Source organism: Dactylococcopsis salina PCC 8305 (genome assembly GCF_000317615.1).
Lineage (GTDB): Bacteria > Cyanobacteriota > Cyanobacteriia > Cyanobacteriales > Rubidibacteraceae > Halothece > Halothece salina.
In genome coordinates this window covers 3,577,527-3,597,636 of record NC_019780.1, presented here as the reverse complement: position 1 = coordinate 3,597,636, position 20,110 = coordinate 3,577,527, and the positions used below count along the sequence as shown (strand labels likewise).

Annotated in this window: 17 protein-coding genes; 11 read left to right on the top strand and 6 right to left on the bottom strand. The window is 42.2% G+C overall.

All coding sequences use genetic code 11. The features are described from left to right. Window positions 1-2 precede the first annotated feature (2 nt). Entirely contained in the window at window positions 3-2,147 is a 2,145-nt protein-coding gene (locus tag DACSA_RS17115) for a methyl-accepting chemotaxis protein (protein ID WP_015230946.1), read from the bottom strand. A gap of 141 nt (window positions 2,148-2,288) precedes the next feature. Continuing rightward, the gene (locus DACSA_RS17110; RefSeq protein WP_015230945.1) at window positions 2,289-2,831 is read right to left on the bottom strand and encodes a CheW domain-containing protein; all 543 of its coding nucleotides are present in this window, start codon (window positions 2,829-2,831) and stop codon (window positions 2,289-2,291) included. Window positions 2,832-3,136: 305 nt separating this feature from the next. Between DACSA_RS17110 and hmpF the strand changes: the two genes are divergently transcribed. Then, entirely contained in the window at window positions 3,137-4,810 is a 1,674-nt protein-coding gene (gene hmpF / locus DACSA_RS17100; protein WP_198007600.1) for a pilus motility taxis protein HmpF, read from the top strand. Here the strand turns inward: hmpF and tilS are convergent. Continuing rightward, window positions 4,807-5,784, bottom strand: coding sequence for a tRNA lysidine(34) synthetase TilS (gene tilS / locus DACSA_RS17095; protein ID WP_015230943.1), 978 nt, complete (start codon window positions 5,782-5,784; stop codon window positions 4,807-4,809). The two genes, hmpF and tilS, sit on opposite strands and share 4 nt — an antisense overlap. Window positions 5,785-5,807: 23 nt before the next feature. Between tilS and DACSA_RS21090 the strand changes: the two genes are divergently transcribed. Continuing rightward, window positions 5,808-5,951, top strand: a complete 144-nt coding sequence (locus DACSA_RS21090) for a hypothetical protein (RefSeq protein WP_156800841.1) — start codon at window positions 5,808-5,810, stop codon at window positions 5,949-5,951. Between the two features lie 125 nt (window positions 5,952-6,076). On the opposite strand, the gene ccsB is transcribed toward DACSA_RS21090, so the two are convergent. Next, window positions 6,077-7,069, bottom strand: a complete 993-nt coding sequence (gene ccsB / locus DACSA_RS17090) for a c-type cytochrome biogenesis protein CcsB (protein ID WP_015230942.1) — start codon at window positions 7,067-7,069, stop codon at window positions 6,077-6,079. 68 nt (window positions 7,070-7,137) lie between these two features. Here ccsB and DACSA_RS17085 point away from each other — a divergent pair, with 68 nt between their 5' ends. From DACSA_RS17085 to DACSA_RS17070, 5 genes are all read left to right on the top strand, one after another. Continuing rightward, window positions 7,138-7,326, top strand: a complete 189-nt coding sequence (locus tag DACSA_RS17085) for a hypothetical protein (RefSeq protein ID WP_015230941.1) — start codon at window positions 7,138-7,140, stop codon at window positions 7,324-7,326. 162 nt (window positions 7,327-7,488) lie between these two features. Further along, entirely contained in the window at window positions 7,489-7,662 is a 174-nt protein-coding gene (locus DACSA_RS21085; protein ID WP_156800840.1) for a hypothetical protein, read from the top strand. A 95-nt stretch (window positions 7,663-7,757) separates the two neighbouring features. Beyond that, window positions 7,758-9,437: a bicarbonate transporter BicA gene (gene bicA, locus DACSA_RS17080; RefSeq protein ID WP_015230940.1), complete on the top strand. Its 1,680-nt coding sequence runs from the start codon at window positions 7,758-7,760 to the stop codon at window positions 9,435-9,437. A 189-nt stretch (window positions 9,438-9,626) separates the two neighbouring features. Continuing rightward, entirely contained in the window at window positions 9,627-9,827 is a 201-nt protein-coding gene (locus tag DACSA_RS17075) for a hypothetical protein (protein WP_015230939.1), read from the top strand. Beyond that, window positions 9,814-10,074 (top strand): type II toxin-antitoxin system RelE family toxin, encoded by a 261-nt coding sequence (locus DACSA_RS17070; RefSeq protein ID WP_015230938.1) that lies wholly within the window; start codon window positions 9,814-9,816, stop codon window positions 10,072-10,074. Before DACSA_RS17075 ends, DACSA_RS17070 begins: the two co-directional genes overlap by 14 nt. 272 nt (window positions 10,075-10,346) lie before the next feature. Here DACSA_RS17070 and DACSA_RS17065 read toward each other — a convergent pair whose 3' ends face one another. Then, a complete protein-coding gene (locus tag DACSA_RS17065) occupies window positions 10,347-13,133 on the bottom strand; it encodes an ATP-binding protein (RefSeq protein ID WP_015230937.1) in 2,787 nt (928 codons plus the stop codon). Between the two features lie 141 nt (window positions 13,134-13,274). On the opposite strand from DACSA_RS17065, the gene DACSA_RS17060 reads away from it, so the two are divergent. From DACSA_RS17060 to kaiC, 3 genes are read left to right on the top strand one after another with little or no spacing between them, the layout of a single operon-like run. Further along, on the top strand, window positions 13,275-14,102 hold the full coding sequence (locus tag DACSA_RS17060; protein WP_015230936.1) for a circadian clock protein KaiA: 828 nt from the start codon (window positions 13,275-13,277) through the stop codon (window positions 14,100-14,102). A 46-nt stretch (window positions 14,103-14,148) separates the two neighbouring features. Further along, entirely contained in the window at window positions 14,149-14,475 is a 327-nt protein-coding gene (gene kaiB, locus DACSA_RS17055) for a circadian clock protein KaiB (RefSeq protein ID WP_015230935.1), read from the top strand. A 43-nt stretch (window positions 14,476-14,518) separates the two neighbouring features. Then, on the top strand, window positions 14,519-16,081 hold the full coding sequence (gene kaiC, locus DACSA_RS17050) for a circadian clock protein KaiC (RefSeq protein WP_015230934.1): 1,563 nt from the start codon (window positions 14,519-14,521) through the stop codon (window positions 16,079-16,081). A 394-nt stretch (window positions 16,082-16,475) separates the two neighbouring features. On the opposite strand, the gene purH is transcribed toward kaiC, so the two are convergent. Continuing rightward, on the bottom strand, window positions 16,476-18,023 hold the full coding sequence (gene purH / locus DACSA_RS17045) for a bifunctional phosphoribosylaminoimidazolecarboxamide formyltransferase/IMP cyclohydrolase (protein ID WP_015230933.1): 1,548 nt from the start codon (window positions 18,021-18,023) through the stop codon (window positions 16,476-16,478). Between the two features lie 318 nt (window positions 18,024-18,341). On the opposite strand from purH, the gene recN reads away from it, so the two are divergent. Continuing rightward, window positions 18,342-20,036 carry a DNA repair protein RecN gene (gene recN / locus DACSA_RS17035; RefSeq protein WP_015230932.1) on the top strand — a complete coding sequence of 565 codons (1,695 nt, stop codon included), beginning with the start codon at window positions 18,342-18,344 and terminating at the stop codon, window positions 20,034-20,036. Window positions 20,037-20,110: the final 74 nt, after the last annotated feature.

Genomic DNA, 20,110 nt, shown 5'->3' with positions numbered 1-20,110 from the left:
TACTAACTTTTTAGTTCATCTTCGGGATTAACACGGAATCGTTCCACAGAAGCCAGTAAATCCCCTGCTAAACTTACCAGATTTTGGAGAGCCGTAGAAACTTGTTGCGATTCTTGGGATGTTCCTTGAGCGGTCATTTCCACTGATTGCATTACCTGTGCCACCGATTGAGCGGTTTTTGACTGTTCTACGGTATCGGCGGTAATCGACTCAACAAGAGAATCAATGCGGTTAGATGCCTGAATAATATCCTCTAGGGCATTTTTCGCTTGTTCCGCTCGTTCTGTTCCCTCAATTACCTGTTGTGTTCCCTCTTCCATCGCAATCATCACGAAACTGGTTTCACTCTGGATTTGCAGTACGATTTTTTCAATCTCCCGTAAAGATTTGCTCGATCGATCCGCTAACTGTCGAACCTCGTCAGCAATCACCGCGAAACCGCGACCTGCTTCACCAGCACGCGCCGCCTCAATGGAGGCATTCAACGCTAAATTATTGGTTCGAGTAGCAATTTGAGAAATGACCGAGACAATTTTAGAAATCTCTTGGGAGGATTCCGCCAGACGTTTTACCTTGCGGGTACTTTGAGCCACCGTTTCTCGAATTTGCAGAATCCCCGCGACGGTACTATCCACCGCCTCCCCACCTTTCAGGGCGGTTTCTGATGCGGTTCGAGCCACTGACTCGGCTTCTTTCGCGTTATCTGCTACCCGTTGAATGGATTCGGTCATCATTTGGGATGAGTTCAAACTCACCGCTAATTCTTCCGCTTGTCTTAACGCATCTTCCGAAAGACCTCGCGCAAAAGAAGAACTTTCTGCCGCCCCTTCGTTCACCTGTCGCGCCGCTTCTTTTACCTGTTGGACGATCGTCCGTAGATTACGAATCGTTAAGTTAAACGCATCCGCCACCGCACCGAGAACGTCAGCACTCACCTCCGCTTGTACCGTTAAGTCTCCTCTCGCTACGCCTTCCACGTCATCCAGTAAGCGAATCACCTGACGCTGTAAATCTTCTTTCGCTTGTTCTTGTTCTTGTGCTTTCCGTTGCGCTTCCTTAGTGGTAGTCGAAACCACTCGCGTCATCTGATTAAACCCAGTGGCGAGTTGTCCAAATTCATCTTGAGAATAAACGGTCGCTTTTGCTTGTAAATTTCCTTGTTGGACAGCATATAACTGGGCTTGTAAATCTCCTGTGGAGCGTTTCACCTGCTTAACCACCAAACCGCCCATTACCCAAGTGACAGCACCACTACCGACACCACCGACTAACCCTAAAGCACTGGATTTAACCAAATTACCAAAGAAGCCAGGTTGATTTTCTCCGAAAGAAGAAATACCAAAACTCCCCAAAGCGACCACCACCGCCGAAGCTACTCCCACCGCGTCGGCAAGGATTTGTTGTTTCTTGGCTAGAGAGACCTGATCTAAAAAGGCGAGAAGACCTTGTTCTTGTTCGACAATTGGTTCGTTGCTTTCACCTTCTCCATCGAAGGAGAGATCATTTGTTCCTTGTTGAGACGCGGTGGAACTAAATAATCCAGCCCCCTCCTGATTGCTTGTTGTAAATAGAGCCTGGTTAGCATTGGTTTCTTCTGCGGTGGGGGTTGGTGGACTTGCTTTGGCGGTATCAGGATCATCATCATCAAGATTTGTCCTTTGACTATTACTGATTTCCGTCGCCACTTGGCGATGAGTGCTGTCGAGGTTTTGTGAAGGAGAAAAGCCTGTGTCTTTGAGATTAGTTAAAGGTTCATCATCGTCATCATCATCTAGTGCTGAAATTGCAGTAATTTCGTCTTCTGATAAATCGCCAAAGGGAAACTCTGATGCTTCGGTCGGCTCATCGATCGAATCATCACGAAAAGGAGCATCTAACCACTGTCTCACGGTTTCCAGTCCAGAATTCGCACAATCAATATATTCGGCGCTGTCTGTATTTTCTATCACTAAATTATATTGTTCGCGAGCCTGATCAAACTCTTGAAAATAGCAATAAATATGACCTCTGAGCAGTAAAATTTCTGGATCACTGGGTGAAGATTCTGCTAACTTTTCTATGATCGAAGCGGCTTCTTCATAATTTCCCGTTATATAGGCAGTTTTTGCCCGTTCATAATCATTTTGGTTTTTAATACTTGATGCCATTGCCCTTCGCGCCTCGCAACTACCTACTTAATAATTTAAACTTTAAGAATGGAGATATTTCTACAATTTTAGTTGGGTAAACTTAGTTTCTCTAGCCTAACTTTATTCCTAGATAATTGCTCAGACTTTTTACCTTGATTTTTAAGCTGCCCATCGTGCTGAACGCAGAATTGCTGAGGGATCAAGCAATAACAAAGCCGAGCCTTCTTCTTCCCATTCTCCCAGAATAAAGGGAGCGATTTCATCAGACAAATTACTTGCCATTTCTAGCGCTTCTGGTTCAAGCCACTCCATCCCTGCAATTTGTTCGACGGCTAATCCCATGATCATTTCTTCACCTTCAATGGTAATCACGGGAATCTCTGAGCGTTCTGTGGTTAAAGTTCCTGGCTCTCCTAGAAATTGCCCTAAGTCGGCAACCCAAACCACTTGTCCCCGTAAATTCATTGTTCCTAATAACAAGACTGAAGCGTTGGGAATGGGAGTGATTAAACTGGGGGATTGAGAAACCACTTCCCGAATCCCTGTTGCTGGAATTGCCAGTTCTCTTTTAGAAGGAAGATAAAGACGCAAATGCAGTTCTCCTTCTGGTGGTTCATAAGATTGGATTTCTGCACTTAAATCTTCTGCTTCGTTAAGAGCGGATTGATTGTTTTCTTCTCCGAATGCGGTTGAGTTAACCATTATGATCTCACTTCATTATCTAAGCAACTGCTTGATTGTACCGATTTTAATGGAATTTGCTCCGTTACGCTTGGAAAAAATTCCTGAATTTGTCGCTCGATCGATCTCACTTTTAAATTTGGGGGCTGAAGTCTCTAACGACTCATTTGAGATTGCTATAATTTATGTCATCTCCTTAAGCTCATTTCTCTTAAAATTGTTTCCAAAGTATGTAAAATTTAGCAGAAGTGAAGTGGTCAGAATAATAAAAAAGGATTAGGGTTGTGCTTTATATTGCAGAAGTCAAAAAGCAAACAAAACTGTTTATGGGTGGAACAAGAACCGTTCTTCATTTGCTGGCTTGTCAACAAAATGACAATCGTTGGAGTGCGATTCCAGGAGAGGAAACGGTTTCGACAGATGATGTGACTCAGGCGTTTGGTGAGGGGGCGTTGGTAACGGTAAATTTGGGGGCAAACCGACAGGTTCAGGGTAAGGTGGAGTTAGCTGGAGCGCGAGTCGCTAATTTATTACAAACCTTTTCTCGCCAATTAGAAAAAACGAAGGGACAAGAACAAGAAATTGAGGACTGGAAAGAGTCTTTAGGGATACAAGCCAAAGAACTAAATCGTCGTCAAAGTGAGTTAGAGAAAGCTGAGGAGGCGTTAGAGGAAAAGGAACAACAACTCAGTCAGTTAGAAAAGGAACGAGCAGAAATTCAACGGCTACGGGAACAATGGGAGAGCGATCGCGCTGAGTTAGAAGGCGCATGGAATCAGCTACGCGGTGAACAACAGCGTTTAGAAACCCTACAAGAGGAACTCAAGGATAAACAAGGACTCACTCCTGAACAAACGGCTTCTCTCCGCGCTTTGGTGGAACAGGTGGAACGTTCGATCGAGGCGACAAAAACCACGCTTCAACCGCTTCAGGAAAGCCAAAATTTGGTTCTGGAAAAAACCACTGCGATCCAAAGTCAATGGAAAACCTTAGATCAGGAGCGACAACAAGCAGAAGACAAACAAAATCAAGCTCGCGAACTCTGGGAACAGTTAAGCCAACTGCGCCAACAGTTTCAAGAAAAACAAGGGAATTTACTTCAATCACAGCAAAGTTTAGCTACAGTTCAAAGTCAACTGGAGACAAAACAACAAATTGTGACTTATTTGGGGACACAATTACAAAAACAAAGTGAAGCGCGAGATATTTTATCCCGTTTGGTGATTAATTCTCCTCAATTAAAAATTCAGCAAGATGTTGATATTCAATCTTTAGAGGAAATGCCGATCGAGCAATTAGAAAAAGAATTTAATTCGATGAAAAAATCTTTTGATGGTGCGGTTTCTTTCGTAAAAGATCAAGAGGAAGAGTTAGACTATCAATTACAAAGCGTTCGCGATCTAGAAGCACAATTAGAAACAGCAAATAATGAGGAAAAAGAAAATATAAAAAACGAATTAGCAGAAGAACAAGATAGGTATCGCTTTCTTGAAAAAACTTTAGTGGGTCAACGGCGCAATTTAATGGCGCGAGAGGATATTTTAGAACAACATAAAAAAAACCTCAAACGTCGTCGCGGTGAAGAACATGAAGAGGAAGAAGTGACGAAAGTCGATTTAAGTCCCATTTTTAATAAAATTGATAGTCAGCGCGATTATAGTGAAGATGAATTTCATCAGGTTAATGAAGAAATAGAAACCTTACAAGCGCGAGTAAAAGAGTTGGAAGCGAAAGTAAAAGAGCAACAACAAGAGTGCGAAAATACTCGCGTAGAAATTAATAAATCAGAATCGAAGTGGTTAGATATTCAAAGAGAAGCGGATGAGTTATCGACTCGTGTCGAAGTAAATGGAGAGATTTTACATCAACGAGAAAAAGAGTTACAAAGCATCCGTGAACAATTAGAAACGGTGGCGACAGAAGCAGAAAAAATTAATTCGGAAGATCAACAAAATCAATTGGCACAGGTACGAAAATTATTAGATGATAGTTTACCTTAAACGAATGATTTAAAACTGATCAAATCAGATTCAACGACAGCATAAATGTTTTTGGGAAAGGATGAAGTTTGACTGCGGTTGGGAGCATCAATTAAAGCGGTTAATTCTTCGATTTGTTGGAAGCTGGGAGCGTGCGTATTCTTAAAATAAGTGTGCCAAAATAAGCGCATTACTCTTCGTTGTAAAGCCACTGGTGCGGTTTTTAGAGGTTCACGACACAAAGATTGTTTTGAATGATACGCCTTTTCATATAATTCGGTGGCGAGTTGCTGAAGATAGGCTGTTTCTGCTTGTAAAACGTCTGCGGTTTGAGAAAGCGCGATTTCTACTTGTGGGTTAAAATGTGCTTTGAGTTGGGGAAAAATTTGTTTGCGGAGACGATTTCTGGCATAGTTGAGATTATCATTGGCGATATCTTTCCAGATTGGAAGTTGCATTTGTTCACAAAATTGTTCCGTTTCCTCACGAGAAAAGTTAAGCAAGGGACGCACAAGATTGATGTTTGCGGTGAGGGGTCTTTCCCAAGTTAACGCCTGTAACCCATCACTACCACTTCCTCTGATTAAATTATAAAGCAGGGTTTCCGCTCGATCGGTGCTAGTGTGACCCGTAACAACATAATCATAATCATTTTCTTCGCAACAGTTTCTCAGCACTTGATACCGCCACGATCGCGCACTAGCTTCCGTTGCTTCCACTGGAGTTTCTGCGGTGATCCGAAAAAAAGTCATCCCTAAACGTTCGACAATTGTCTCCACATGATCCGCCATTCCCGCATCGATCGACCAGCGATGATCACAATGTGCAACTGCTAAATCCCACTCCCATTTTGGTTTTAAATCAGACAATAACTGTAAGAGAGAGAGAGAATCCTGTCCGCCAGACACAGCGACTAATAAACGAGATTGTTTCGGGAGTAACCGTCTTTGACGGAGAGTTTTATGTAATCTCCCGTGATAGTCTGTCCAATTCATCTTAACTATCCAAATTTCGTTATTTGTTATTCGTTATTTGTTATTCGTTATTTGTTATTCGTTATTTGTTATTTGTTATTTGTTATTTGTTATTTGTTATTCGTTATTTGTTATTTGTTCACTGGTCACTGGCCACTGATCACTGGTCACTGATCATTGGTCACTGATCACTGGTCACTGATCACTGGTCACTGGTCACTGAAAGGTTGGGTTTCGTAAACTCCACCCAACCTACGTTCTACGTTCCCCCAATATTGGGGGTTAGGGGGCTAACCTGATCAGGTTTTATTACTTAGAAAAACCAACCGTAGGAATGTAAACCTTGCCCCAATAAATTTACCCCTAAATAACAAATCCAAACCACCACAAATCCTGTACTGGCTAAAATTGCAGGTCGTTTTCCTTGCCATCCTTTGGTAATTCTGGCGTGAAGATAGGCAGCAAAAACTAACCAAGTAATCAACGCCCAAGTTTCTTTCGGGTCCCAACTCCAATAAGACCCCCAAGCCTCATTTGCCCAAACTGCACCAGCAATAATGCCAATGGTGAGTAACGGAAACCCTAAACCAATGACACGGTAGCTGAGATTGTCTAAGGTTTGGGCTAAGTTCAACCGTTGAGGGGATAGCTGAGTCTCGGTTGTGGTTTCTGATTTCTCTAAAACTGCGGTTTGAGTGTGGTTGTCACTGCCAGTATTGCTCACTGTTGCTAAGTGATTTTGATTTTTGATGGCACGGATGCGATCGTTTCCTGTGCCAAAAGAACTTCCTTGTAGGGCAACCGAATTTCCTTTCGTCACAATTAAAAACGCGATCGCGAGGAGAGACCCCACCATCAAAGTCGCATAACTCAACATCATTACACTAACGTGCATCATCAACCAATTGGACTTTAAAGCAGGAACTAAAGGTTCAGAGGACTGCATTTCTGGGGGAAGACTCAAAGCCGCAAACGCGGTGATACTCATGGCTAAGGGCGCACTAAAAACACCAAGTAAAGAATTTTGAGTGTTTAACTCCACCAGTAAATGAACCGCCGTTACACCCCAAGCGAGAAAAAACAGCGACTCATACAAATTACTAATGGGAAAATAACCAGCTTCCAGCCAACGTGCGGTCAATAAACCCGCGATGCAGAAATTGCCAATTGCCATTCCTGCTGTTCCCAAGGGCTGAAGGAAAGACAAGTTACGAAAAGCAGTTCCCACCCAGTAAATTAACATGGTCAGAAACAGCACCAAGAACGAAATATTATCAAGTTTATGTTGTAGCGCAATTAAATCCATTACGATTTTTATTAAAAAAAGTCTTTTGTGTTCTCCAGTATCCCATTTTACCTTTACCCGATCGAACCATGAGTAAGAATGATCCATTAATCCAACAATGGCAACGAAAAATCCAAGTTGCGAATCAAAACAACCTGTTCTGTCACTGTCGAGACTGTGGAGAGGAATGGGTAGATTCCCAAGAAGATGCCACCTGTATTCAATGTGAAAGCAAAAATATCCAACAAATTGCTTGTTGGCAATTCCCAGATGATTAGTTCTTGTAGGTTGGGTGAAGGAGACGAAGCCCAACCGTAGGTGTAGGTTGGGTGAAGGAGACGAAACCCAACAACAATCAGTGACCAGTGACCAGTGACCAGTGACCAGTAGTTCTCAAACTTAATTAGTCAGTAAAAGTGAAAGATTGATTCATTATTATAGTGATTCCAAATCAAAAACAGCAGCTTAAAGGTAGTGGGAGCATCTTGCTCTCTAGTAGCAGCCAAGATGGCTGCACTACAGAAGTGAATTGGAACGACTATAATTTACTGATTCCTGATCACTGGTCACGCTTTATGGGTGAAGTTGACGAAACCCAACATAGACCAATTTAGTAACGCCTCACAGGTATTAATCAGTCCCCAAATTCTTGTATTGTTATCTCGTTAGGAAAATAAAATCGACTCTAGACAGAGGAGAACTATATTAAATGAAAATTACGAATACCATCCATTTTCGTAACCTTAGAGGCGACATTCTCGGAGGAATCACGACTGCGGTAGTCGCTTTACCCATGGCGTTAGCGTTTGGGATTGCTTCTGGCGCTGGTGCGGCTGCTGGTTTGTGGGGAGCAATTTTAGTGGGGTTTTTCGCCGCTTTATTTGGTGGTGCGCCCAGTCTAATTTCTGAACCAACCGGTCCAATGACAGTAATTGTAACGGCTGTAATTGCTGAATTAACCGCTAGTCATCCTGAAACGGGTTTAGCGATGGCTTTTACCGTAGTGATGATGGCGGGAGGGTTTCAGATTCTCTTTGGGGTGTTGCGCTTAGGGCGTTATATTACCATGCTTCCCTATAATGTCATTTCAGGTTTTATGACTGGCATTGGGGTAATTTTAATTTTTGTACAACTAGCACCGTTTTTAGGACAAGAAACCCCAAAAGGAGGAGCAATTGGGGTGATTAAAAATCTTCCCATGTTAATTGCAAATCTGAATCCTTGGGAGACACTTTTGGGAATCATTACCTTAGTAATTCTCTTTTTATATCCCTCTCGATGGAAAAATATTGTTCCACCACAATTAATCGCTCTCATCATTGGAACATTGGTTTCAATGTTTCTTTTAAATGGGGTAGAAATCAGAACCATTGGCACAATTGGGGAAATTACGCCAGGTTTACCTCAGTTACAGATGCCGACATTTAGCGGTGAAAATTTACGGTTAATGTTTGTTAATGCCATTATTTTAGGAACAGTCGGTTCGATCGATTGCTTATTAACTTGCGTGGTTTCTGATGGTTTAACTCGACAAGAACACAAATCAAATAAAGAATTAGTCGGTCAAGGAATCGCAAATATTATTACAGGATTATGTGGGGGAATTGCTGGTTCAGGCGCAACAACGCCAACTGTGGTTAATATTCAAGCAGGAGGACGAACGGCTTTATCTGGCATTACTCGTGCTTTAATTCTGTTAATTATTGTTTTATGGGCTGCTCCTTTAACCTCTGGGATTCCTTTATCGGTTTTAGCGGGAATTGTCTTAAAAGTGGGAATTAATATTATTGATTGGGGATTCCTGAAACGAGTTCACAAAATTTCCTGGAAAGCTGCGGGAATTGTTTATGGTGTGGTCTTATTAACGGTATTTGTTGACTTAATGATTGCCGTTGCTGTGGGATTATTTATTGCTAATATTCTCACCATCGATCGACTCTCCCAATTACAATCGAATTCCGTTAAAGCCATTACTGATGCTGATGATCAAATTGTTCTTTCTCCTGAAGAAAGCAAAGTTTTAGATGCTGCCAATGGGCGCGTTTTATTATTCCATCTCAGTGGTCCGATGATTTTTGGCGTAGCAAAAGCGATTTCCAGAGAACACCGCGCGATCGAGAATTATGATGTTTTAATTGTGGATTTAGGGGAAGTTCCCGTGTTAGGTGTAACTTCTTCTTTAACCTTAGAAAATGCCATTCAAGAAGCGATCGATGCGGGACGAGAAGTGATAATTGTTGGCGCAACTGGAAAAGTAAAAAGCCGTCTCGAAACTTTAGGAGTTGCGGGTTTAATTGCGGATCAAAATTGGATGGATTCTCGTTTAAATGCTCTAAAAGAAGGTTTAAGAATTGTCCAATCTGGGGAAACTATGGTTTCTCATTCCTAGTTTTGGAATGCAAGTTGCTTAATCTTACTTCATCAGGGAGTGGTGTCTGGGGTTTCCCCAGACGTTTATCCTACCCGTCACTCCACAAAGTGATTTTGATCTGCTAATTGTCTTGGAAAATTGGGCTTAGGAAGATGGTACTATGTTAATGATTGTTAATCAGACAACAAGTTAGAGGAGGTATTGACGATGATTGGATTACATGATCTTCACCCAGAATATATTACAGATCAACGAGGCGAAAAAAAATCTGTCATCTTACCAATCTCTGAGTTTGAAGAATTAATCGAGGACATAGAAGATTTAGCAGCTGTGGCTGAAAGAAGGGAAGAACCGACTACCTCTCATCAAGATTTGATCGCTGAATTAAAGGAAGATGGCTCTATATAAAATTGAGTGGAAACAATCTGCTAAAAAAGAGATCAAAAAACTTGATAAGACAATAATATCTAAAATTCTTGAGGCAGTAGCAGTTTTAGCTGAAAATCCACACCCTAGAAGCAGTAAAAAGCTGAAGGGAACTGAGAATACTTACCGTATCAGAATAGGAAATTATAGGGTAGTTTATTCGGTATTTCCCAGCGTCCTAACTATAGAGATTGTTAAAGTTGGACATCGTAAAAGTATTTATCGTTAGCTTATCTAGTAATGTAAATCACAGCAAAAGGCAAAATTCAGAGTTTGCCACTAACTTTAGCGATGAGTCTATTGTAGGTTGGGTGGAGGTAACCAAACCCAACAGCAATCAGTGACCAGTCACCAGTTGTGCTTGATCTAATCAGTTACTTAGTAGCTTACAATCTGTTACGAATTAATTGCTTACTATTCACTGTTTACTGATCACTGATCACTGATCACTGGTCACTCTAAAAGGTTGGGTTTCCCTTGGAGACGTGCCATGGAACGTCTCTACCCAACCGACTGGTTATCATTCCCCATTTGTTCTTCTAGAATCCTCAGCAGTTCTAACATAGATTGAGGATGATTGGGTAAGATTTTAGTGGCAACCTCAGTGAGAAGCTGATGTAAGGTTTCATCCTGTAGCAGTTGCTGTGGGGGAGCAATGGCAATAATGGGTAAATGCTCGATCGAGCGTAAATTCTCTAATCCTGCGATCGCTTCAGCATTGCTTTCCGTCCCTTTCAAGTCTAACAATAACAGGTCTGCTCCCTGATTTTCTGCTTGTTGATAGACTTCCTCCCAAGAATGGGAAAGAGAAGTCCGATAACCTGCGGTTGTGAGATACTGAACAAAAGCATTTAACCACTCCGAACCGCGATGAGGAGAAACCGAAACCTTTTGATTTAACCGTTTCCCATCCGCAACCACCACATAAGGCGCTGTTTTGCGCGGTGGGGGGCTAATACCCGCCGCAAACCGTAAAACTGACCAAAGGGTATGTTGAGAGGTAATCGGCTTTAAACAAGGATAAACCGATAACTTTCCAGTTTGGTGAGCATATCGAGCGCTTTCCGTCTCTAAACACACGAGAGGTAAATTGGGGAGTGTATCTTGTTCACTGATGGCGGTAATGAAAGAACGCGGAATGTTGTCACCAGTCAGTAATAAGACATCAGGATGCCAAATTCGCTGTAATAGTTCCGCTTGTTCGGGATCATCCGCTTCTAAAATTCGATAATTGACATTTTTAGGGCTGGTTTCTGGGGGGCTACTGAGAATTTCTGTGATCCGATCGCGCTTCGGGGGTGCATTCAGATCGGCATAATGAAGACGGAGAACCGTCAAACATTTACGATAAGGGGAACGCGGTGCAGCACAAGCCAACAGGACATCCTCAAGACTTCCCTTCGCCACTGGTAACGTCAGAAACGCATCAGCGCCATTGTTCATCGCTTCTTCTTTTTCCCCACGAGTTCCAGTCACAACAACGGGAAGATGACAACTACTCGGATGAGATTTAATTAACGTCAAGACATCCCAACCCGATAGAAGCGGTAACACAGGATTTAGTAAAATAGTGCAAGGTTGAAAGGTGCGAGCTTTTAACAGTGCTTCCGTTCCTGACCGCGCGATCGCGACCCGATACCCTAATTCTTGCAATTGTTTTGTGATTTCCTTCAAATATTGCGGCACGGCTTCCACCACCAACACCAGTTTTCCCCCTTGCTGTTGGGAATGCGCCTGAGATGGAAACGGTTTCGGTGCGGGTGTGGGAGGAAGCAAAAGCGTAAACTGAGAGCCTTTTCCCTCTTCCGAAATAAAAGACACATCCCCGCCGTGAGCTTGCGCCAATCGTTGCGTTAACACTAATCCTAACCCTGTTCCCGAAAATTGTCGCGTCATTGGGTCTTCTAACTGTTGAAACTTCTGGAAAATTAAATGTTGAGAGGCTTCTGGAATCCCCATTCCTGTATCCCAAACCGTAAACGCAATCCATCCTTCCCATGCGTTCACCTCTAACCCCATTTCCCCTTCCTCTGCGGTAAATTTTTGGGCGTTAGCAAGCAAATGAACCAACATCTGACGCAACCGCAGTTCATCCGCAATGATCGTTTCTAAATTCGGTTCTAAATTGAACGTAAACTGAGGAGCAAAATCTGGCGTTTGTTGTCTGGCTTCTTCGTAGGCTCGATCGCAAACCTGTTTTACATTCACCACCTCTGGATGTAATTGTAACTGTCCCGTTTCCAAACGCGCCAAATCCAACAAATCATTCACCAAATTCATCAACTGACGACCACTTTGATAAATCTGTTTAACATACCGTTGTTGACGTTCATTTAAATCCCCAATGCTTTTTTCCCCCATTAAATTCGACAACCCAACAATTGCTGTCAGTGGACTCTTCAACTCATGGGTAATACAAGCCAAAAACTCATCCTTAAGACGATTCAACTGAACCAAATCAGCATTTTTCGCCGCCAACTCTTTACATAACTGTCTCTGTTCGCTAATATCTGTTGCCAGAACCAACCAGAGAGAACCCAACTCACTATTGGGAAGATTGAGAGTTGTAAATTGCCAAACCCCTGGAATATTGAGATTGTCTTTCATGGTTAGAGGAAACAATGGACAACGACTATTTTTTCCTGAAACCTTCCTAGAAGTAGAAACAGACGGTGAAGAAATCAGATTACACCATTGCTTCTCTACGTCTTCCGAGAGTTTCGGGGTTAATAAACAACAATTTTCCGCCTGTGTACAGATTTTTTCTCCCCAACTGCTGTTTTTATGGAGAAGTTTCCCTTCTTTTGTCTGTAACATCAACGGGAGAGGAAACTGATCTAAAAAATCCAATAAAGAAGTAAAATTCTTTTCTGGGGATGGCTTCTGACTTCTTAACAGCACTTGTAAAATGCTTTCTGTATCTAATTCCCCTCGCAATTTTCCCCTCGCATCCACCACTAAAAATTTTTCCTCTGTGGCTGCTCTTTCTAAATAGGGAAGTAACTGTTGTAAGGTTAACTGTTCTGATACAGTGGAAACGGGAGATAACAAAGCCGTTACCCCATGAAAAGAATAGTTATTGTCAGTTTTGGCTCGTAAAGCTGTTCCCGCCGAAATGATTCCCAAGGGGATATTATTATTGTTAACAACAACCAGAAAGTCGCGATTGTAATCCCCAAAAGACGAAAGCATCGTTTCCAGACTATTTTGGGACTGACAATAGGGAACGAACTTGATAAATTGTTCTAACGTCGGATTAACGGTGGACATGGGAGTTTTCCCTTCCATAATTATTTGGCTCTGGCTGCTGTTTGTTCGCATGAAAATGTTAAATTTTTATAAAGGGATATACAGAAGCTGATCACAACTCAAAACTCTGTCTTGACCATCCCCATGTTTGTCGCATACTTTTTACCCCTGATTTAAACTTTGTCTGCTCAAATTTTTCTTGGTTTATTTACGGTCAACGATGATCTTGCACAATCTCTACAAAAGATTTTAAGCAATAATCATTATGATTTGCGCGTTTTTAATTCATCCGATGCTCTCTGGGAGTCCGTATGGGATCAAACTGAGCAGATCGACTGCTTAATTTTACACCAGTGTGAAGGTTTAGAAGAGATGCTGACGCGGTTAAAACAGGACGGTAAACTGTTACCTGCTGTTATTTTAACCTCAGCAAATGAGAATCAGGCTTTAGTTTATCATCCTGCTCAAAAGTATCTTTTCCTTGAAAGTTTATCGGACACTTCTAGCGCGATCGACGACGCAATCAGGGATTTCCTCCAACTGACACCCGATCGAAAGCCACAAGCAGAGATTGAACACATTAATGAATTTTTAACAATTAAGCAACATCGTTTAACAGAAAAACTACAAGAGCGACTTGGGTATAAAGGAGTGTACTATAAACGAAAACCTGAAGATTTTTTTAACAATCTTTCTAGTGAAGAAAAACAAGAATTACTCACCGAATTAACCGAAGAATATCGTTTGATTCTACTCGAATACTTTAGCAATGCAACCGAGGTCAACTCAAGAATTGATCAATTTGTCACCAGAGCCTTTTTCGCTAACCTTTCTGTTTCCCATATTATGGAAATTCACATGAATCTAATCGAACAGTTTTCCCAACACTTAAAACTCGAAGGTCGTAGTGATGAAATTCTTTTAGATTATCGTCTAACTTTAATTGATATTGTCGCTCATCTTTGCGAAATGTATCGACGTTCTCTTCCCACTAAAGTCACTCGATAAGGTATAATTTAGGTAGTCATTAGTTAAGTAATTAATTGGCATTTTTATGAATACCTCCTCGAAAAGAACTTATGTTTTAAAACTCTATGTTGCTGGCAATACTCCCGAATCGGTTCGCGCTCTTAATACCCTAAAAGGAATTTTAGAAAAAGATTTTCAAGGAGTTTACGCCTTAAAAGTAATTGATGTTCTGAAAAATCCGCAGTTAGCAGAAGAAGACAAAATTTTAGCCACCCCAACCCTTGCCAAAGTATTACCGCCTCCCGTGAGAAAAATTATCGGCGATTTATCCGATCGAGAAAAAGTCTTAATTGGTTTAGACTTACTTTATGAAGAAATTGGTGATAGCCAAGAAGAGGAATTTCCCGAATAAAATTATTTATTGATCAGGTTGAAAACTTAAAATTAAAAAGATAATGGTTGAGCAAGACAAGCAAAAAAAAGAGCAATCAATACCGAGCATTCAAAAACTAAAAACCATGATTGAAGGATTCGATGAAATCAGTCATGGTGGCATCCCGATCGGTCGAACAACTTTAGTTAGTGGCACATCAGGAACAGGAAAAACCCTGCTTGCGGTTCAATTTCTTTATAACGGCATTACTCAATTTGATGAAGCAGGAGTCTTTGTCACCTTTGAAGAATCTCCTGCTGATATTATCATTAATGCCTCCAGTTTTGGTTGGGATTTACAATCCTTAATTGAACAAGGAAAACTGTTTATTTTAGATGCGTCTCCTGATCCAGAAGGTCAAGAAGTAGTTGGAAATTTTGATCTTTCCGCACTGATTGAGCGCATTCAATACGCAATTCGGAAATACAAAGCGAAACGAGTTTCTATTGATTCAGTAACAGCAATTTTTCAACAATATGACGGTGTGGGATTAATTCGGAGAGAAATTTTCCGCTTATCCGCGCGTTTAAAACAAATCGGTGTCAGTTCCATTATGACAACAGAAAGGGAACAAGAATATGGCGCTGTAGCGCGGTTTGGTGTGGAAGAATTTGTTTCTGATAATGTTGTTATTGTTCGCAATGTTTTAGAAGGAGAACGTCGTCGCCGCACCGTAGAAATTTTAAAATTACGGGGAACAACGCACATGAAAGGAGAATATCCATTTACGATTAATCGTGATGGGATTAATATCTTTCCTCTCGGTGCGATGCGCTTAACTCAACGCTCTTCTAATGAGCGAGTTTCTTCTGGAATTAAAACCCTTGATGAAATGTGTGGAGGCGGATTTTTTAAAGATTCAATTATTTTAGCCACTGGCGCAACGGGAACAGGAAAAACCCTTTTAGTCAGTAAATTTTTAGAAGAGGGATGTTTAAAAGGAGAACGAGTGATTTTATTTGCTTATGAAGAATCCCGCGCTCAATTATCTCGGAATGCTTACTCATGGGGAATTGATTTTGAAGAGTTAGAAGAAAAGGGTTTATTAAAGTTACTATGTACTTATCCCGAATCAGCAGGATTAGAAGATCATTTACAAACAATTAAATCAGAAATTGAAGATTTCAAGCCTGGACGAATTGCCATTGATTCTCTTTCAGCTTTAGCAAGAGGTGTCACCGAAAATGCGTTTCGTCAGTTTGTTATTGGGGTAACGGGTTACGCGAAACAAGAAGAAATTACAGGCTTTTTTACCAATACAACGGACCAATTCATGGGGTCACACTCAATTACAGATTCTCATATTTCAACAATTACGGACACAATTATCATGTTGCAATATGTAGAAATTCGGGGAGAAATGTCACGAGCAATTAATGTCTTTAAAATGCGAGGATCATGGCATGATAAAGGGATTCGGGAATATATTATCGCAGAAGAAGGCCCCGAAATTAAAGCCTCATTCCGTAATTATGAACGGATTATTAGTGGCGCACCAACTCGAATTTCTGCGGATGAAAAATCAGAGTTATCTCGTATTGTACAAGGAGTACGAGACAAATCAGAATCAGACGAAACCATTTAATCAGTGACCAGTGACCAGTGACCAGTGACCAGTAATCAGTGACCAGTGACCAGTGACCAGTGACCAGTCATTAAGAAACGAGTAGAGAGAAAAGAGAAAAATAGGCATTTAAACTCACTTCTAAATTCTCTCTTCTCACTTCTTGATTCCCAGTGACCAGTGACCAGTGATCAGTAATCAGTGACCAGTGACCAGTGATCAGTGATCAGTGAATTAATAAGCGATCGAGCATTTGCTGTTATAGCGCTACAAAATTAGGTTAGGACATTCCAAAATGTTGAAACTCACCTATACCTTACTCTTGCATGCAAGCCTCTTGCCTTTTGCCTAGCGCGTAGCGCTATACTACATTAGGTTTTATTTAGAACTAGCGGTAACTGACTGGTTTTGGTCATCAGTGGAGGAAATGACGAGTTCCAGTGAAAATCATCACTAAACCCAGTTCATTCGCGGCTTTAATTGAATCTTCATCACGACGTGATCCGCCAGGTTGAATGATTCCCGTAATACCAGCCGCCGCCGCGGTGCGTACTGAGTCATCAAAGGGAAAGAAACCATCACTGGCTAAAATTGCCCCTTCTGTCTTTTCTTCCGCTTGTTTGAGGGCAATTTCCACCGCACCAACACGGTTCATTTGCCCAGCACCAATGCCGATCGTTGCTTGCTTGCGTGTGACGACGATCGCGTTTGATTTCACGTGCTTGGCAGCTTTCCAGGCAAACATCATTTCTGCTAACTGTTCCGTTGTGGGCTGTTTTTCTGTCACAACTTGCCACTGACTAGAATCATCAGGCGTATCATCGATCGTTTGCACTAAAAATCCGCCAGCAATCACTTTAACCATTTCTTGCGGTTCAGTTTGCAAGTTCGGGGAAATTAGCACTCGCAGATTTGATTTTTTCGCCAATATAGCTCGCGCTTCTTCGCTACAATCGGGAGCAACCACACATTCTAAAAAGGTTTGTGTCATTGCGATCGCGGTACTTTCATCAATGGTGCGATTAACAGCAACAATACCGCCAAATGCGGAAACAGAATCACCAGCGAAGGCATTTTCGTAAGCGCTTCTTAAATCATTGGCTGACGCGATACCACAGGGATTGGTATGTTTAAGAATGGCAGCAGTTGGTTGCTCGGTAAACTCATTAATAATGCGTCGCACTGCTTCTAAATCCACTAAATTATTGTAACTGAGTTCTTTCCCTTGTAGTTGGTTTGCAGCCGCCCAACCGGTGGGAGTGCTTCCCGTTTGATACCAGGTAGCAGTTTGATGGGGATTTTCTCCGTAACGTAGCGCTTGGCGTTGTGTTCCCATTAAACTAAATTGTAGCGGTAGGGGAGTGACCGTTTCTTCGTTAATTTGAGCGAGATAGGCGCTGATGGCTTGGTCATACTCAGCCGTAAGGGTGAAGGTTTCTAAGGCGCAAGTTTGACGGAAATTGAGGGAGGGTTGTCCATTGCTGTGGCGTAATTCTTCTAGATAGGCTTCGTAGCGTTTGGGGTTAGAGATGACGGTGAGATGCTGATAGTTTTTCGCCGCCGCGCGTAACATCGCCGGGCCACCTATATCTATATTTTCGATCGCTTCGGTAACGGTAACATCAGGTTTACTGATGGTGGCAACAAAAGGATAAAGATTGACGACAATTAAATCAAAAGGACGAATCTGATTGGTTTCCATGTCCGTTTGATCGTCTGCTCGATCGCGCCGTGCTAGAATACCACCATGAATGCGAGGATGAAGGGTTTTTACTCGTCCCCCCAAAATTTCTGGTGATCCCGTGTAGTCGGAAACTTTGGTCACTGTAATCCCAGCTTCCATCAAGGTTTTAGCAGTTCCACCACTACTGACAATCTCGAAATCAAAGGTTGAGACTAACTGCTGGGCAAAATCGACGATTCCTGTTTTGTCTGAGACGCTAATGAGGGCTAACCGCTTCAATGTTTTCTCTCCTTACTGATAATAGTCTCATTGATCTTATAGCATCTCGATTAATCAAAGAAGCGATCGTCTTTAACGAGTTTCTAGTCAACACTTGTTCTCATCATATAGCAATTTTGCCCCCCAATCCTCACCTTCGCTCCGGCCCAAATTTGGGGGGCTTTAGTGAATCAACTTTTTACAAATTATTATAGAATTGCTATACCAGTAGTTTCATTCGTGTTATGAGGTTAAGTGTCAGCAATTGCTTTCCTGAGAACTCAACCTTAAAATGTATGGGGATACAACCACTAACCGACGCAACCCAAATAACAACAAATGCTAATTTCCCTCAAAATCGAGAATTTTGCTTTAGTGGATCAATTGGAACTGGAATTAGGCGCTGGATTAAATGTTCTCACGGGGGAAACAGGGGCGGGAAAATCCATCATTTTAGACGCGATCGATGCGGCTTTGGGGGGGAAGGTGAACAGCCGTTTCATTCGCACAGGAAGCGAAAAAGCCTTGGTCGAGGCGACATTTTCCCTCACTCCTCCGATTCAAAATTGGTTGGAAGAGCAAGAAATTGATCCCCCCGATGAAACCACCGTTGTTTGTAGCCGAGAAATGACCCTTAAACCGACTGGGCTTAGATCGCGATCGCGCATTAATGGTATTTTAGTCAATCGCCAACTGATTAACGAATTTCGTCGTTATCTAGTGGAAATTACCGCCCAAGGTCAAACGGTGGCGTTAATGATTCCAGCGCGACAACGGGAACTTCTCGACACCTATGGCGGACAATCCTTATTAGCGCAACGAAAAAAAGTCGCCTCTGCTTACGAAACTTATAGCAAAGCCAAGCAAGCTTTAGAAAATCGTCGGCAAACGGAACAAGAACGATTACAACGGTTAGATTGGATTAATTACCAGTTACAAGAACTGCAAGCCGCGCAATTAGACACAGCGACGGAATTAGAAGAGAAAGAACAAGAGCACGATCGATTACTCCATGCGGTAGAATTGCAACAACTGAGTTACCAGGTTTATCAAACCTTATACCAGCGAGATGACGAAACTGCAGCCGGAACCGACATTCTCACGGAAGCGGAAAATACTCTCGCAGAAATGGTACAGTATGACTCACAACTAACACCAATTTTGGACATGGTAAAAAATGCCATGACTCAAATTGTAGAAGCGGGACAACAAATTTATGCTTACGGGGAAGGCTTAGAATCAGACCCCGATCGACTCGCAGAAGTAGAAGACCGCATTCGTACCCTAAAACAAATTTGTCGGAAATATGGCCCTGATTTAAAAGCCGCGATCGAACATCAAGCCCATCTCGAAAGCGAACTCGATCGACTCAACGACAACGAACAATCTTTAGACACCCTAGAAGAACAAGCCAACACCGCTTATCAGACTTTAATCGAAAGTTGTGATCTCCTCAGCAAACAGCGACAAGACGCAGCCACTCGACTAGAAAAACAATTGATTAGTGAACTCAAACCCCTCGCCATGGCGAAAGTGCAATTTTACTGTACCCTGACTCCCATCACTCCCAGCGCCCAAGGCGCAGAACAAGTGAATTACTACTTTAGCCCCAATCCAGGAGAAGCACCAAAACCCCTTTCCGAAACCGCATCAGGCGGAGAAATGAGCCGATTTTTACTAGCATTGAAAGCCTGTTTTTCCAGTACCGAACAAAAATTACAAACCCTTGTTTTCGATGAAATCGACACAGGCGTTTCGGGACGAGTTGCCAACGCGATCGGGCAGAAATTACGACGAATTGCCCAACTGCAACAGGTTCTCTGTGTGACCCACCAACCGTTAGTGGCGGCGCTTGCTGATTTCCATTTTCGGGTCGAAAAACAATTTTCCTCCTCTCGAACGACCGTCTCTGTCATCCGATTAAATGATGCAGACACTAGACGAAACGAACTCGCCCAACTCGCTGGCGGTGATAACGATGAAAACGCGATCGCCTTTGCTGACTCCCTATTAAAACAAGCGCAAACCCAATAATCAAATATTGGTTGGGCGGCGTTGATGAAACCGAAATTGCTTACTATTCACTATTTACTGTTTACTGATCACTG

What these genes read in the sequence shown, in the direction of transcription:
- bicA (WP_015230940.1), top strand. Translation starts at nt 7,758, where the DNA reads ATGAAAATTACGAATACCATCCATTTTCGTAACCTTAGAGGCGACATT.
- DACSA_RS17065 (WP_015230937.1), bottom strand. Translation starts at nt 13,133, where the DNA reads ATGGAAGGGAAAACTCCCATGTCCACCGTTAATCCGACGTTAGAACAA.
- kaiC (WP_015230934.1), top strand. Translation starts at nt 14,519, where the DNA reads ATGGTTGAGCAAGACAAGCAAAAAAAAGAGCAATCAATACCGAGCATT.
- DACSA_RS17085 (WP_015230941.1), top strand. Translation starts at nt 7,138, where the DNA reads ATGAGTAAGAATGATCCATTAATCCAACAATGGCAACGAAAAATCCAA.
- recN (WP_015230932.1), top strand. Translation starts at nt 18,342, where the DNA reads ATGCTAATTTCCCTCAAAATCGAGAATTTTGCTTTAGTGGATCAATTG.
- DACSA_RS17110 (WP_015230945.1), bottom strand. Translation starts at nt 2,831, where the DNA reads ATGGTTAACTCAACCGCATTCGGAGAAGAAAACAATCAATCCGCTCTT.
- DACSA_RS17075 (WP_015230939.1), top strand. Translation starts at nt 9,627, where the DNA reads ATGATTGGATTACATGATCTTCACCCAGAATATATTACAGATCAACGA.
- DACSA_RS17115 (WP_015230946.1), bottom strand. Translation starts at nt 2,147, where the DNA reads ATGGCATCAAGTATTAAAAACCAAAATGATTATGAACGGGCAAAAACT.
- kaiB (WP_015230935.1), top strand. Translation starts at nt 14,149, where the DNA reads ATGAATACCTCCTCGAAAAGAACTTATGTTTTAAAACTCTATGTTGCT.
- tilS (WP_015230943.1), bottom strand. Translation starts at nt 5,784, where the DNA reads ATGAATTGGACAGACTATCACGGGAGATTACATAAAACTCTCCGTCAA.
- hmpF (WP_198007600.1), top strand. Translation starts at nt 3,137, where the DNA reads ATGGGTGGAACAAGAACCGTTCTTCATTTGCTGGCTTGTCAACAAAAT.
- ccsB (WP_015230942.1), bottom strand. Translation starts at nt 7,069, where the DNA reads ATGGATTTAATTGCGCTACAACATAAACTTGATAATATTTCGTTCTTG.
- DACSA_RS17070 (WP_015230938.1), top strand. Translation starts at nt 9,814, where the DNA reads ATGGCTCTATATAAAATTGAGTGGAAACAATCTGCTAAAAAAGAGATC.